At 65.1% G+C, this 14,186-nt stretch carries 15 protein-coding genes and 3 pseudogenes; 8 read left to right on the top strand and 10 right to left on the bottom strand.

Annotated elements, in window-relative coordinates; translation table 11 throughout:
- The first annotated feature begins 62 nt into the window (after positions 1-62).
- A pseudogene (locus ACVWWN_RS30830) lies at positions 63-726 on the top strand (nitroreductase).
- Between the two features lie 7 nt (positions 727-733).
- The gene (locus ACVWWN_RS30825; RefSeq protein ID WP_457147234.1) at positions 734-1,036 is read left to right on the top strand and encodes a hypothetical protein; all 303 of its coding nucleotides are present in this window, start codon (positions 734-736) and stop codon (positions 1,034-1,036) included.
- A gap of 19 nt (positions 1,037-1,055) precedes the next feature.
- Here ACVWWN_RS30825 and ACVWWN_RS30820 read toward each other — a convergent pair whose 3' ends face one another.
- From ACVWWN_RS30820 to ACVWWN_RS30810, 3 genes and pseudogenes are all read right to left on the bottom strand, one after another.
- A complete protein-coding gene (locus ACVWWN_RS30820; RefSeq protein WP_457147233.1) occupies positions 1,056-1,409 on the bottom strand; it encodes a VOC family protein in 354 nt (117 codons plus the stop codon).
- Positions 1,410-1,442: 33 nt separating this feature from the next.
- Positions 1,443-1,800 (bottom strand): annotated as a pseudogene (locus ACVWWN_RS30815) (alpha/beta fold hydrolase).
- A 114-nt stretch (positions 1,801-1,914) separates the two neighbouring features.
- Positions 1,915-2,589 (bottom strand): helix-turn-helix transcriptional regulator, encoded by a 675-nt coding sequence (locus ACVWWN_RS30810; protein ID WP_457147232.1) that lies wholly within the window; start codon positions 2,587-2,589, stop codon positions 1,915-1,917.
- 91 nt (positions 2,590-2,680) lie between these two features.
- Here ACVWWN_RS30810 and ACVWWN_RS30805 point away from each other — a divergent pair, with 91 nt between their 5' ends.
- Complete coding sequence (locus ACVWWN_RS30805; RefSeq protein ID WP_457147231.1) at positions 2,681-3,139, top strand: hypothetical protein; 459 nt, start codon at positions 2,681-2,683, stop codon at positions 3,137-3,139.
- A gap of 33 nt (positions 3,140-3,172) precedes the next feature.
- On the opposite strand, the gene ACVWWN_RS30800 is transcribed toward ACVWWN_RS30805, so the two are convergent.
- Positions 3,173-3,643: an SRPBCC family protein gene (locus ACVWWN_RS30800; RefSeq protein WP_457147230.1), complete on the bottom strand. Its 471-nt coding sequence runs from the start codon at positions 3,641-3,643 to the stop codon at positions 3,173-3,175.
- A gap of 70 nt (positions 3,644-3,713) precedes the next feature.
- On the bottom strand, positions 3,714-5,144 hold the full coding sequence (locus ACVWWN_RS30795) for a purine-cytosine permease family protein (protein ID WP_457147229.1): 1,431 nt from the start codon (positions 5,142-5,144) through the stop codon (positions 3,714-3,716).
- A 124-nt stretch (positions 5,145-5,268) separates the two neighbouring features.
- On the opposite strand from ACVWWN_RS30795, the gene hutC reads away from it, so the two are divergent.
- Positions 5,269-6,018 carry a histidine utilization repressor gene (gene hutC, locus ACVWWN_RS30790; protein WP_457147228.1) on the top strand — a complete coding sequence of 250 codons (750 nt, stop codon included), beginning with the start codon at positions 5,269-5,271 and terminating at the stop codon, positions 6,016-6,018.
- Here the strand turns inward: hutC and ACVWWN_RS30785 are convergent.
- Positions 6,015-6,348, bottom strand: a pseudogene (locus ACVWWN_RS30785) (SDR family oxidoreductase); the annotation flags it as partial. The gene hutC and the pseudogene ACVWWN_RS30785 overlap by 4 nt on opposite strands.
- A gap of 21 nt (positions 6,349-6,369) precedes the next feature.
- Entirely contained in the window at positions 6,370-7,068 is a 699-nt protein-coding gene (locus ACVWWN_RS30780; RefSeq protein WP_457147227.1) for a GntR family transcriptional regulator, read from the bottom strand.
- A gap of 91 nt (positions 7,069-7,159) precedes the next feature.
- Here ACVWWN_RS30780 and ACVWWN_RS30775 point away from each other — a divergent pair, with 91 nt between their 5' ends.
- Both ACVWWN_RS30775 and ACVWWN_RS30770 read left to right on the top strand, forming a co-directional pair.
- Positions 7,160-8,323, top strand: a complete 1,164-nt coding sequence (locus ACVWWN_RS30775) for a mandelate racemase/muconate lactonizing enzyme family protein (protein WP_457147226.1) — start codon at positions 7,160-7,162, stop codon at positions 8,321-8,323.
- A 67-nt stretch (positions 8,324-8,390) separates the two neighbouring features.
- A complete protein-coding gene (locus ACVWWN_RS30770; RefSeq protein ID WP_457147225.1) occupies positions 8,391-9,779 on the top strand; it encodes a cation:dicarboxylate symporter family transporter in 1,389 nt (462 codons plus the stop codon).
- A 1-nt stretch (position 9,780) separates the two neighbouring features.
- On the opposite strand, the gene ACVWWN_RS30765 is transcribed toward ACVWWN_RS30770, so the two are convergent.
- From ACVWWN_RS30765 to ACVWWN_RS30755, 3 genes are all read right to left on the bottom strand, one after another.
- Entirely contained in the window at positions 9,781-10,992 is a 1,212-nt protein-coding gene (locus ACVWWN_RS30765) for a SpoIIE family protein phosphatase (protein ID WP_457147224.1), read from the bottom strand.
- Positions 10,989-11,789, bottom strand: a complete 801-nt coding sequence (locus ACVWWN_RS30760) for an alpha/beta fold hydrolase (protein WP_457147223.1) — start codon at positions 11,787-11,789, stop codon at positions 10,989-10,991. The genes ACVWWN_RS30765 and ACVWWN_RS30760 overlap by 4 nt, the downstream gene beginning before the upstream one ends.
- Positions 11,790-11,913: 124 nt before the next feature.
- Positions 11,914-12,888 (bottom strand): DNA polymerase domain-containing protein, encoded by a 975-nt coding sequence (locus tag ACVWWN_RS30755; RefSeq protein WP_457147222.1) that lies wholly within the window; start codon positions 12,886-12,888, stop codon positions 11,914-11,916.
- Positions 12,889-12,982: 94 nt separating this feature from the next.
- On the opposite strand from ACVWWN_RS30755, the gene ACVWWN_RS30750 reads away from it, so the two are divergent.
- Positions 12,983-13,663 carry a PAS and ANTAR domain-containing protein gene (locus ACVWWN_RS30750; RefSeq protein ID WP_457147221.1) on the top strand — a complete coding sequence of 227 codons (681 nt, stop codon included), beginning with the start codon at positions 12,983-12,985 and terminating at the stop codon, positions 13,661-13,663.
- Between the two features lie 146 nt (positions 13,664-13,809).
- Entirely contained in the window at positions 13,810-14,175 is a 366-nt protein-coding gene (locus tag ACVWWN_RS30745; RefSeq protein ID WP_457147220.1) for an STAS domain-containing protein, read from the top strand.
- The last annotated feature ends 11 nt before the right edge of the window (positions 14,176-14,186 follow it).

Below are 14,186 nucleotides of genomic sequence, written 5' to 3'. Positions count from 1 at the left end.
AATGCTTCCGTGACCGTGTCGCAACCCGTGGATTCGAGCGCCGCGATTGCTGATCCGCTCAAATGTGCCGCCGGGCTCCAGTCACGAGCAGACGCCCAGTGCGCGGATTCACCGACGAGCCCGTTTCGAAGGAGGTGTTGCAGCGCGTGCTGTCCGCCGCGGCGTGGGCGCCGTCCGGATCCAACCTGCAGCCCTGGCACATCTATGTGATGACCGGGGCGCCGCTGGCCAGGCGAAGAAGCTCGCGGTAGAGCGCGTGGCGGCCGGCGAACCCTGGGACGAACGGGAGTTCGTGATGTACCCGCAGGCTTTGAAATCGCCCTACAGCGAGCGCCGATCCGCCTTCGGCCGGGAACGCGACAGCGCCCTCGGCATTGGCCGCGAGGATTGGGAGGCGCGCCAGCGAGCGGCCATCGGCAACTGGGACTGCTTCGGCGCGCCCGTCGCCCTGTTCTGCTACATCGACCGCGACCTGGGGATGCCCCAGTGGGCCGGCGTCGGCATTACCTGCAGACCGTCATGCTGTTGGTTCGCGCGGAAGGGCTGCACAGCTGTCCGCAGATGGCGTGGTCGCAGGTTCGCACCACCGTTGCAGACGCTCTGTCGCCCCCGGATGAACTGATTCTCTTCTGCGGCATGTCGATCGGATACGTGGACCGCACAGTGGGTCACATCCGCACGGGTCGGGCACCGCTCGACGAGACAGTCACTTTCGTCGAGGACTGATCCGCCAATGCTTCTGACGGAGAACGGTTCGAAGCGGGGCGTGCTGGAGCGTCCGTCCTTCCGGCTGCCGGGCACCCCGTGCACCAGCTACATCACCCTCGCTTTCCGTCTGGGGGTGCTGGTGCTGATGGCACTAGATCCGCCCATCGGCACGTGGGCGGTGGCCTCCCTGGTGCTGATCATCCCGGCGCTGGTGGTCGGCTGGTCCGCCGTGCGGTCCGGCGTGCTGGCCGTCGCGCAGGAGCGCGAGGGCTTCCCCGGTCAGTTCCCCGTGGTCATCAACCGGCCGCCGCCGCGCGACAAGGATTAGTGAGGCTGGCAGGAATACCTCAATCCCGATGGCGCACAACATTGATCACATTGCCGTCGGGGGCCCGGACGAAGAACCGGCGCACACCCCACGGCTCCGTCGTGATCGGGTGCACGATCTCGTAGCCCAGCCGCTGAGCTTCGTCGTAGGCGCCGTCGACGTCATCCGTGTGAACGGAGATGACCGCGTCTTCGGCCGCACTCGTATCGCGGGTGACCAGTTGAACGTTCACGCCGGTGTCAGGAGAGGTGTAGCGGGCCACCCATCCCATGTTGAATTCTTCGGTGCTCAGTCCGAGGTAGTCGGTGTAGAAGCTCTTCGCCGAATCGATTTGAGCTACTCGAAGGTTGGCTGTGATGCGTTTGGCGTGCACGAATTCTCCTATCTGCGACGATATCTGGACCGATCACTGATCTTCGGCGTGGCTGTCGAGAAAGTCCGCGACGGCCCCGGCGCAGACGTCGTTGCGATCGCCGGCGACCATGTGCCCGGCGCCGCCGACATCGATGAAATCGATCAGCGTGAAGCGGGAGAGGAGCGACCTCGTCCAGTGACTGGATCCCGACGTCATGCGGTCATTCATGAACGTGGGTATCCGCAACGCGGTTCCCCTGCCAGAAGGCGGTGACGCAGCACTTCCAGCACGACGCCGGCGAAGCTGGTGACGCGATCGCCGTCGTCGGACCAGTCGGATTCGCCATGGCCGCGCAGGTTGACGGTGATCGCCTGCACCCACCTCGGCCACCGCCGTGCAGGAACACCATCTCCGGCGCCGACGGCGCTGATTGAGTCAGGTGACGTCGTCACTGTCTGTTCCTAGTGCCGACATGACGCTTCAAGTTGAATAGGGAAAACACCTCCCGTGCATGAGTACGCATCTAGTGTTCGGCACCCCCGTGTACGACCACGCAGCAGCGGCCCGGCCGCGGGGCCAGTTCGGCTCGCGCGTCCTGCCCTGCGCCGGCGATAACGCCTTCGATCAGTCCCAGGTTGAGCCCGCAGACCACGTCGACATGATCGCGTGCCACCGCATGAAACGGGCAGTTGCGCAGGATGATGCAACCATCCTCGTCTATCTGCGGCAGGTACCCGGCATCCCGCAGGGCCGCCATGATGCCGCCAGGACTTTCACGGCCCCCCGCCCGCCGGCCTGCCTCGCGCGCTGCGGTGTTGACTGCCGCGCGCACGGCTCCGGTCGCATCCTGCTCCATCGACGAGACGAGCAGTCTGGCGAGTAGCTCGTAATCGCGCGGCGGCACACTGACGGACATCTCCTGTTCAGCCCGGGTGTAAAACTTGGCCGGCCGCCCGGCACCGGGGCCGCCGCGGCCCGTCGGCCGCATGTAGCTGACCGCCAGCAACTTCGCGTCGGCCAGTTTGTCGAGGTGATAGGCCGCCAGCGTCCGGCTGATGTCCGCATCCTCCGCGGCTTGATCCCGCGAGGTCGGCTCGTCGCGGTTCGCCACGTACTCGTAGAGCCGACGCCGGAGCGGATCATCAAGGCTGCTCAGCGCCGTCAACCGCGCCGCTTCGGCGGCTCGCGTGGTGCCCATGGCCCGACTCTAACACTAATAACTATTGACAAAAGAAGCGCGCGGTTGTTTTCTAAAATAGAAGGCCTTTACCGTTAGAAAGGAAACCCCAATGGCAACCTCACACCTGCCCCGGTCGACCGAGCCGAACTCGGGTGGCGCGCTGCAACGAGCCCGCAGCGACCCCGCCTACGGGGCGTTCCTGCTCCTGCGGATCGGTTTCGCGGTGTTGCCGATCGTGTTCGGTATCGATAAATTCACTAACCTGCTAGCGGACTGGGAGAGTTACCTGGCGCCGTGGATCGTCGACATCAGCCCGCTGACCGCGTATCAGACGATGCTTGTGGTGGGTGTCGTCGAGATCGTTGCCGGCCTGGCAGTCGCCGTCAAGCCGCGGTATGCCGCCTACGTTGTCGCCGCATGGCTGGCCGGAATCATCGTCAATCTGCTGACGTATTCCGGCTTCTACGACGTGGCGTTGCGCGACTTCGGGCTGCTTGTGGGCGCTCTGGCGCTCGGCATTCTGGCCTTGGTGTACGACCCCGCACGGCACGGTCGCACGGAACGCTGAGCCCCTCTGCCTGGCGGGCTGATACCCGCCAGGTCAGTGGTTGTAGCGGGCGTGCAACTTGGTCAGTGTGGCCTCGATGCCCGCTGCGTTTCTCTTGGCGAACCCCGTTCGCTGGTAGTACTTCAGCTGGTTCTTGATCGGCCCGGCGTCGCGGAAATCGAAGGTTTCCGTGACCCGGGTGAGGGTGGGCGTCAGGGCGGTGAACTCCCAGCGCCAGCGATGGCCCACCGGATGGCGCCATTCGAAGAGTTCGTCAAGTTTGACCGCCGTCACCGTGCTGGTGATGCGGTAGGGGAGCCCCAGCATCCGCATCCTCGTGGAGAACTTCGAGCCGGGGACCAGCTGTCCGGCGCATTTGATATTGCCTCGGACGGTGCCAGAGCCGTCCAACTCTTGATGACGACGGGGGTCTGACGCGAGAGCGAAGAGCTCGGCTGCCGGCGCGGTGACCTCAACCGATCGGCTGATCTGGTTGGGTCCCGCGTCGACGACGGTGACAGTCAATGTGATGACCTTTCGTAGGCTTCCTGAAAGCGTCATCACATGTTGGCAGCCCCGGAAAGCACGAGTGCGGTCAAGCCCGCATCGTCACACCGGCGCCGGGGTAGATCATCGAGTCCGGCGGGTTGCTCGTGCGCCGGGCCAGCGGGTAATAGAGCGCGGCAGTGACGACCAATCCCACGATCCAGGAGATGTCGGCTCCGCCGAGCATTCCGGTGATCGGCCCGGTGTACATCGTCTGGGCCAGAAACGGAATCTGGGCCACGATGCCGATCACGTAGCAGGCCAGTGCGGTGACGTTCCAGCGTCCGTACCGGCCCTCGGGATCGTAGAGCGCGGGGATGTCGACGCGTTCCCGGGAGATCACGTAGTAATCGGTGAGATTGATTGCGCTCCATGGCGTGAAGACCATCAACAGGGTCAGCACGAAGTTTTTGAAGTTGGTCAGAAAGTCGGCGCTGGCGGCGAGCGCGATCAGCACGGAGACGGCGGTGAATCCGACGATGTAGGCGGCGCGAGCGGCCGACGAGATGCGCGTCTGGCGGTTGAACGCGGTCACCGTGGTGAGGATCGACATGAAACCGCCATAGGCGTTCAAGCAGTTGACCGTCAGCTTTCCGACCACGATCACCAGATAGACGAGCAATGACACCAAGGCAGGACCGGCCAGGTGGCCGATGAATCCGACCTGATCATCGAGAAAGGCGTCGCCGGCGACAGCGGCCACCAGCGCGCCGAACGTCATCGACCACGATGAGCCGATGACGCTGCCGGCCAGCGTCGACCAGAAGGTGGCGCGGTCGCTGGTATTGCGCGGCAGGTATCGCGAGTAATCGGCGACGTATGGCCCGAAGGTCAGCTGCCAGCCCGCCCCAAGTGAGATCGCCAGCAGGAAGGTGACGAAGTCGAACGATTTCACGCCGACGACGGATGCGACGTCATACTGAGCGAACAGCCGGATGGCCAGGTAGGTGAATCCGAGGACGCCGACGACGGAGGCGATTCGTCCGACGGTGTGGATCAGCCGGTATCCGGTCACCGCGACGACGGCGGTCAATAGGCCGAAGACAATGATCCCCACCGCCGGATTGTCGACGTGCAAGATCTGGCCGATCGCCTGACCGGCCAGCACGGTGCCGGTCGCGGCGAAGCCCAGGTACATCAGGACGACAAGCAGAAGCGGCACCACCGCGCCGTACACCCCGAATTGTGCACGGCTGGAGATCATCTGCGGCAGTCCGAGGCGCGGCCCCTGAGCGGAGTGCAATGCCATCACAATGCCGCCCAGCACATTGCCGATGAGGAGTCCGACGATCGCCCAGATCGCATCGGCGCCGAACACCACTGCCAGGGCGCCGTCCACGATGGCGGTGATCTGCATGTTGGCGCCGAACCACAGCGTGAACTGGTTACGCGGCGTCCCATGACGCTCGTCATCGGGAATCACATCGATCGTGCGACGCTCGATGGCCAGGGCTGAATCGGTAGTGGGTTGGTCCGTCATGGACGCTCGTCCTTCGTAAGAGACGCGATGGTGCGGACGCATGTGTGCTGCGTCACTTTATGTCTGTATAGTCCTGTCTATACAGGCGTGTCAACAGCAGGCCGCTGTAGCGGAGGTGGGGACGATGGTCGGCGTCGGACAATCTGAGCTCGCCGACCTTTTTCGGCACGCGCCCGACACATTGCCTGCCTACGAGCGGGTCAAGAAGCTCGTCGCCGCCCAGATCGACTCCGGCCGTTGGGCGGAGGGAGACCAGCTGCCGTCGGAGAGCCAACTCGTCAGCGCACTCGGGCTGTCCCGGATGACCATCAACCGCGCGCTGCGCGAACTGGCGAACATGGGTGTCGTGAAGCGGGTGATGGGCCTGGGCACCTTCGTCGCGCCGATCAAGTCTGCGTCACCGCTATTCGAGGTGAAGAACATCGCCGACGAGATCGCCAAACGCGGCCACCGCCACCGCACCGCGGTGCTCCATCTGTCCCGCGAGGACGCCGGCAAGGTAGCGCCGGTCCTGCGGGATTCCTTCAGTGGCAGCGTCTTTCACTCAATGCTCTTGCACTACGAGGATGACGTCCCCATCCAGCTGGAAGACCGGGTGGTCAATCCGGTGGCGGCTCCCGGCTATCTCGACCAGGACTTCACGAAGATGACGCCGAACAGCTACCTCAGTGCGGTGTCGCCACTGGTCCGCGGCGAGCACATCGTCGAGGCGGTCCGCGGCAGCGGCGAAGAATGCCGGCTGCTCAACATATCGGCTCGCGAACCATGCCTGTTGATCCGGCGCCGCACCTGGTCGTCGCAGGGACTGGTCAGCGTTGCGCGCCTCGTCCACCCGGGTTCGCGCAGTCGCCTCGAGGGCAGCTTCGCGACCTAGACGAAATCTGATCCGCCATCGACATTGACCGTGGCGCCGGTGACGTAGCCGTTTCGCCGCGAGGCCAGATAGGTCGTGATGGACGCGATCTCCTCCGGCAGCCCGGCCGTCCGAGGCCGCACGGCTGATCAAAGTTGTTGTCGATCCCGGTCATACGTCGACCGGATTGGTCGCATCCAGGCCGTCGGCAGCCAGAATGTCCTTGAGGTTCTCGGTGAAGCTGGCGGTGACGATGGCGCCCGGGCAGACGCAGTTCAGCAGGATGCCGTCCCCCGTCGCGCATGCACTGCCCAACGTGTTCGCCAGACTCGTCAACCTGCTGGCGCAGTAGCGGCTGATCACATCCGAGTGTCAGGCGGTCTGCGTCCCGCGCCGATCGCGATCCTCCAGCGCGTCGATGGCCGAGGCGGTCAGGCTCTTCTCGATGTGCCGACGCGTCAATGCCGCGGCGGCTCCGGCGTCCTGGGCGACGACCAGGTCCAGGATCTCGTGGTGCTCGTTGAGATCGATGGTGCGGGGCTCGTCGCCGGGCGGAAGCTCCAACCCCAGCCGACGGTAGCGGTCGGACTTGTCCCACAAGTCGTCGAGCATCCTGATCAACACATCGTTGTGCGAGGCGACGTAGACGGCGCGGTGGAATTCGCGATGCGCGACGAGCGCGTCTTCGCCCCACTGGCGGGTCACCGGTAGCAGCCGCGCGACGGCGGCGCGCATCGCGGCGATGTCGTCGGTGGTGCGGTGCGCGGCGGCCAGCCCGACTCCGGCCGGATCCAGTGACAGTCGGACCTCGAAGAGCTGCTTGGCTTCCCGTGCGCTGATCGTGGCGACGCGGGCATCGCGGTGCGTGTCCAGATCGATCAGGCCTTCACTGCTGAGCCTGCGGATGGCCTCCCGCAGCGGCGTGATGCTCATTCCCATCTGGTCAGCGAGTTCGGACTGTTGCAGCCGGGAGCCGGCGGGCAGGGCACCGGTGAGGATGAGGCGGCGCAGCTCGAAATACGCGACGTCACTCTTGGAGGAGAACACGTTCGTGATCTGCGGCGTTGTCATGGTGCCTCCCTGCCCGCTTGTGCCGGCGGTCACACAAAGCCTAGCATCAGATCTAACATCTCATATCTTATAAATTACGAGAGAGAAGAAATTGAAGATCACCGCAGTCCACGACGGTGTCGTGCCCATCAGCTCGTCGATCCGCAACGCCTGGATCGACTTCAGTTCGATGGACTGCTCCATCGTCGCCGTGGTGTCAAATGTGATGCGTGACGGCCAGCCCATCGTCGGCTACGGATTCAATTCCAATGGCCGCTACAGCGCCGGCGAGATCCTGCGCCGCCGCGCGATCCCACGGCTTCTGGACGCCGAGCCCGAGAGCCTGCTCAACGATGCCGGTGAGTTGGATCCAACGCTGGCGTGGCCGATCATGATGAACAACGAAAAGCCCGGTGGGCACGGCGAACGCTCCGTTGCGGTCGGCGTGATGGACATGGCGCTCTTCGACCTTGCCGCCAAGATCGCCGGTCAGCCCCTTTACCGTTATCTGTCCGAGCGGCACGGCGACGGCCGGCCCGATGACTCGGTGTTCGTCTACGCCGCCGGCGGCTACTACGCGCCGGGGAAGTCGCTCGGTGATCTGCAGGACGAGATGCGCGGCTTCCTCGACATGGGGTACCGCGTGGTCAAGATGAAGATCGGCGGCGCAGACCTGGCCGAGGACCTGCGCCGGATCGAGGCCGTGCTCGAGGTACTCGACGGCGACGGCTCGCGCCTCGCCGTCGACGTCAACGGGCGCTTCGACCTCGACACCGCGCTCCAGTACGGTCGCGCCATCGAGCCGTACGGGCTGTTCTGGTACGAGGAGGTGGGGGACCCACTGGACTACCGGCTGAACGCGGTGCTGTCCGAGCAGTACGCCGGACCCATCGCGACAGGGGAGAACCTGTTCTCCGTACAGGACGCGCGGAACTTGATCCGCTACGGCGGGATGCGCCCCGACCGTGACTACATCCAGGTCGACCCGGCACTGAGCTACGGCCTCACCGAATATTTGCGGGTGCAGGAGATGCTGCATCAGCACGGCTGGTCGTCGCGGCGATGCATTCCTCATGGCGGCCATCAGTTCTCGTTGCACATCGCCGCCGCCCTCAAGCTCGGTGGCAACGAGTCCTACCCCGGCGAATTCCAGCCCACCGGTGGTTTCGCCGACGACGCCGTCGTCACGGACTCGCGGGTGGGGCTGACCGAGATCTCGGGAATCGGGTTCGAGGCCAAGAGCGCGTTCTACAAGGTGTTGCGCGCGCTTCACTGAACCGCGCGCCGACAGCACACCCCGATAGGCCGACCCAACCTGAGCGATGCGCAAAGGAGCCCGTCCCATGTCTGCACCCGTACCGGCCCCAGCTGCCGGAGCCCGCCCTCGGCGGTCTCGATTCGGCCGGCTGATTCGCGAACTGTGGTTCCAGGTACTCATCGGCGGTGTGCTGGGCATCGCCGTCGGCCTCGTCGCTCCGAAGTTCGGTGCCGCCTTGAGCCCGTTGAACGACTGGTTCATCGGGCTGGTCGAGATGATCGTCGTTCCCGTCGTGTTCTGCGTCGTCACCGTCGGCATCGCGTCCATGGACAGCCTGCGAAAGGCAGGTCGTATCGGCGTCAAGGCGATCGGCTATTTCATCGTGTTGTCGTTGCTGTCGATGCTGATCGGCCTCGTGGTGGGTAACATCTTCAAGCCCGGCGCCGGTATGAACATCGACGTGTCGGCCCTTGACGCCAGCAAGATCCCGGGGGTCGACGCCCACCAGAACATCGGGGTGGTCGAGTTCATCACCAGTCTCATTCCCGACTCTCTGTTCGGCGCGATCACCGGACACGCCATCCTCTCTGCGCTGGTGGTGTCGCTCCTGATCGGGTGCGCGCTCAACGTCACCGGCGAGAGCAGCGCGCCGATCACCCGCGCCATCCAGGCCCTGTCCGGGGTCGTCTTCAAGATCGTCGCCTGGGTGATGCGGCTCGCGCCGATCGGCACGTTCGGCGCGCTGGCCTCGGTCGTCGCCAAGTACGGCGCTTCCAGTCTGCAGAACCTGGGCTACCTCATCCTCCTCTTCACCGGCTGCTGTGTGGTCTATGTGATCGTCATCCTGGGCATCGTGTCCCGCCTCTGCGGAATGAGCGTGTTCGCGCTGATGCGCTACCTCAAGGACGAGCTGCTGATCGCCCTGAGCACCTGCTCCAGCGAGGCCGTGCTGGCGCAGCTGCTCCGCAAGCTCGAACACCTCGGCGTCGGCAAACCCGTTGTCGGACTGGTGATTCCCGCCGGATTCTCGTTCAACCTCGACGGCTCGGCGATCTATCTGACGATGGCGTCGCTGTTCCTGGCCCAAGCCGTCGGTATCGACCTGTCGTGGCAACAACAATTGGTGATGGTCGGCATCATGATGCTGACCAGCAAGGGCACGGCGGGCATCGCCGGTGGCGCATTCATCGTGCTGGCCTCCACCATCACCGCGGTCGGTCACGTTCCTCTGGCCGCACTCGCCCTGATCGTCGGCATCGATCGACTGCTCAACGAGGGCCGGGTTTTCATCAATGTTCTCGGCAACGCCCTGGCGGCAATCGTGATCGGCAAGTGGGAGAACGACTTCGACAGCGCAAAGGCGGCCTCGGTGCTCTCCGGTGAGGACCCGTTCACCGATGCCTCGAATGCCGATACCCCACCGGCGGACTCTGCGGCGACTTCTGCGGCGCGTGAGGCGACGTCGTTCGCCTAGCCTAGGCGGTGTCCTTTCCGAGGCTGTCAACATGTGCTGACGCCGGCACGCCGAGTGCCATGATTGCCACATCGTCCTCGACACCGCTGCCGAAACTGTCGAGCAGAGCGCGGATCGCGTCGACGATGGCCGCGGGTGATGTCGGACCGTGATCGGCGGCGAATTCGAGCAATGCGTCTTCGTAATACCGTGAGCCTGCAGCTGTCCGGGCCTCCGTCAAGCCGTCGGTGTAGAGAACCAGCGTATCGCCGGGCACCAGACGTACACGCGCGGAAGTGAACTGGGCTGTCGACAGAAGTCCTATCGCTTGGCCGCCAGGCGTTTCCAGGTAGCGCACCTCTCCGTTTGCGCCGATCAGCAGTGCGGGCGGATGGCCGCCGGCGGCCAGTTCGACGTCGAATCCGCCGGCTCCGTCGGCGGCGTACCTCAGCAGCCCGAAGATGACGGTGCAGAACCGGGGATCGTCGCCGTGGAACTCATGATTGAGCACGGTGTCGAGGTTGTGTAGCACGCTCACCGGGTCGTCGTCGTACACCGCCGCCGCGCGCAGCGTGTACCTGGTCAACGAGGTGATCGCAGCGGCGCCCGCGCCTTTACCCGACACGTCGCCGAGGAAGAAGCCCCACGCGTCGCGAGCGAGCGGAAACAGGTCGTAGAAGTCGCCGCCGACGTCATCGGCAGACGCCGGATGGTAATGGGCGCACGCGTCCAGCCCCTCCGGGGGCGACAGCGACGGCGGGATCAGCGAGCGCTGCAGAGTCGCCGCCAGTTCCTGCACCCGGGCACGCTCGTGGTCCGCGCGGCGCCGCGCCTCGAGGAGTTCTTTTTCATAGGAGCGGCGGTCGCGGGCGTCCTGGAGGGTGATTCGCACTAGCACCGGGTGCCCGCTGGAATCGGCTTTGACATTGGCCGACAAGAACATCGGCAGACGTGCCCCGTCGGACGCGACGATCTCGACCGCGATGCCTGCGAGGTGCCCGTTCATCTGCAAAAGCGGTGAGAAGTGGGTTTCGTAGTGAATGCGGCTGCCGACGCTGAGTAGCTCCACAAATTCCTTGCCGCACAAGGCAGTCCGCTCAAGCTTCAACCAGTGCGACAGCGTGGTGTTCATCGATGCGATGCGACCGTCGGGCCGAATCGAGATGTGCCCGCTCGGCGCGTTCTCGTAGAGGTCCTCGATGTCTTCGTCGGGCGGGTCTTGAGGCGGCGTCATCGTCGACCGGCGAAAGCCGCGATCGCGTTTGCGGTGGCATCCGGGGCACTGAGATGGGGACAATGGCCGCCGGCATCGAGGGTGACGAGCCGGCTGCCCGGGATGTGGTGATGGACGTAGGCGCCGACCTCCCGTGGCGCCAGAGTGTCCCGCGCGCATTCGATGACCAGTGTGGGCACGGACACGCGGCCCAGATCTGCGCGGTTGTCGGAGAAGAACGTGGTGCGGGCGAAGACCGCCGCGCAGGCCGGGTCTGTCCGGCAGAAGCTGTCGGTCAACTCGTCACCGAGTTCGGGCCGTTCCGGTGCGCCCATGATGGCCGGCGCCATGTCCTGGGACCAGCCAAGATAGTTGCTCTCCAGCGATCCGAGGAGTTCGTCGATGTCGGCGCGCGAAAACCCGCCCCGGTAGTCGTCGTCGTCGATGTAGCGCGGCGACGGGGTGAGCAGAACCAGTCCGGCGAACGGGCTCGGATCCGCCGCGACGGCAAGCACACCCATCATGGCCGCCACGGAGTGACCGACGAAAATCACGTCCTGCAAGTCCAATTCTCGAACGATGTCGAGCACATCGGACGCATATCCCGTTAGCGACCCGTAGCGCGCCGCATCCCAGGCAGACGGATCCGACGCCCCGGACCCGACATGGTCGAACAACACCACCCGAAAATTCGGCGCCAGCCGCTCGGTCACGAAACGCCAGAGGTTCTGGTCACACCCGAAGCCGTGGGCCAGCATCACCGTCGGACCGTCCATTGCCCCGACCACCTTGACGTTGTTCTTGCGCCGCACATCCACGTGCCGAGTGTCCCACCTCTGCCATCGACTGCGGGCCGCTGTGCGAGCCGGTGTGGCGGGCGGCGCATGGTATTCGGCAAGGGCTGGGCCGGTCCCAGTACCCATTCTCGGGTGCCAGGACCGCTCAGTTCGCGGCCTCCCGCCGGGCGCGGGCGCGGCGCTTGCCCTCGTGCATCGCGGCCACACGTGCGACCGGAATGGTTCTGCCGTATTCGATCAGGTCGCTCGGCAGCCGCTGCGGAGCGGGCATCTCGTCAACCCACGGGTCGGCGCCGGCAAGGGCGTCGATCGCGGTGCGCACCGTGAAGTCACTCGGTGTGATGCTGTCGAGGTCGGACCAGGCCAACGGGAAGGACACCGGCGTTCCCGCCCGCAGTCGCGGGCTGTACGCGGCGGCGACGGTCGCTCCTCCGGCCCGGGTCGAGTCCACGAAAACCCTGCCGCCGCGGTCCGCCACGACGAAAGACGTTGTCGCGAGGCCCGGATCGAGTGCTTCGGCCCGCGCAGCGATCGCGCGTGTGGCACCGGCGACATCCTCGACCGGGGCGGCGTCATCGACCGGCACGAAAACGTGCACACCCTTCGCTCCGCTGGTCTTGACCGCGCCGGCCAGGCCGGAGTCCGCGAGCGCGCGGCGGACGAGGTGTGCCGCGGCGACCACGACGGTGAAGTCGTCATCGGTCGGTGGGTCGAGATCCAGCACGAGATGGGTGGGTCGGTAGATATCGGGCGCCAGACCAAGGGTCGGGTGGTACTCGATGGCGCGTTGATTTGCGAACCAGAGCAGCGTTCGTCGGTCCTCGCAGAGCGCGTAATGCACTTCGCGCTTCGATGCCTCGGCCCAGATCGGCACCGTCCGAATCCAGTCCGGGGTGTACTTCGGGACGTTCTTCTGCATGAACGGAGCACGCCCGCGCAATGCTCGCAATACGGTGAGCGGGCGACCCGCGAGACCCGGCAGCATCCGGTCGGCGACGGCATCCAGATAGTCGACGAGGTCACGTTTCGTCGCCGCCGCATCGGGACCAAGTGGCTGGTCGAGATTGGTCAACTCGACACCGTCGCGCTGTTCGCCGCGGGATTGGCGATCGGAGCGCATCCACCCACCATAAGACCGTGCGCCACCTGCACGGTGCCCGAGCAACACGCGTAAATAAAGCGCGTGACAAACGGGGGGATGAAATAATCGCCCAATGTTGGAGCCGGAGCCTGCGCACAGTCAGGTGCCCGAAGACGTCGCCGCGGTCCCGCATCTCAAGGTGGGCAGCTTCCGATTCTGGTTCGTGGGCCAGCGGTGGGAATGGTCGGACGAGGTCACGCGCATGCACGGCTACGAACCGGGCACCATCGTGCCCACCACCGAATTGCTGCTCTCCCACAAGCACCCCGAAGATCGCCAGCACGTCCAGGATCAGCTCGACCATCTGCTGCACTCCGGGGAGGCGTTCTCCAGCCGGCACCGCTTCATCGACACCACCGGTGGCGTGCACAACGTCATCGTCCTCGCCGACCGGATGATCGCGAGCGACGGCGCCGTGGTGGGGAGCGAGGGTTATTACATCGACCTGACTGACACGTTCGATCAGGCGCGAAGGGAAGCTCTGGACGACTCCCTGCCCGAACTGTTCGAGGCGCGCGCGGCCATCGAGCAGGCCAAGGGCGCGCTCATGCTGGTCTACCGCATCACTGCCGATGCCGCGTTCGAGATCCTGCTCTGGCGATCTCAGCAGACGAACACCAAACTGCGGGCACTGGCCTCACAGGTGATCGCCGAGCTTGAGACGATCAACCACCAACCAGACAGCTTGCGCCGCGAGTTCGATCACCTGCTGCTCACCGTCCACGAGCGGGTGCCGGCCCGTCGCGACCGCTAGCGGTGGTTTCAAACCGCAACATCAGCCCCATCCGGGCACGTCTTTTTGATTAATCTGGTGCTGACGACAGCGATGGGTGGTACGCGCCGACCGGCGAACGGGGAGTTCGGCGGCTTGTCGACCCGATAGTGACGGAGTGCGTGCGCGTGACGGAGTTGGAGATCAAGCAGGATGTTCGTGACACCGCGGTCGTGGTGTCGGCCGGGGGCGAGGTCGACTCCGGGACCGTCTACACGTTCATCTCCCATCTTGACGCGGCCCTCGAGGCTGCCTCGAACCATCCGACGCGCATCCTTGTCATCGAACTGGCCGACGTGACGTACTTCGGCAGCGCCGGCCTGAACGCTGTCCTCGGTTGTTATGAACGCGGCCGCTCCGACGGTGTCGCCGTCCGCCTGGTCGCCACCAGTGCCGAGGTGGTCCGTCCGATCGAGGTGACCAAGCTCGACGGTGTGCTTCGGCCCTATGAAACGCTGACGGACGCGCTCGACGGAACCGACGGACAGCAGTGACACGGGACCGC

This window comes from Mycobacterium sp. URHB0021 (assembly GCF_054057895.1).
This window is presented reverse-complemented; position numbering and strand designations above follow the sequence as displayed.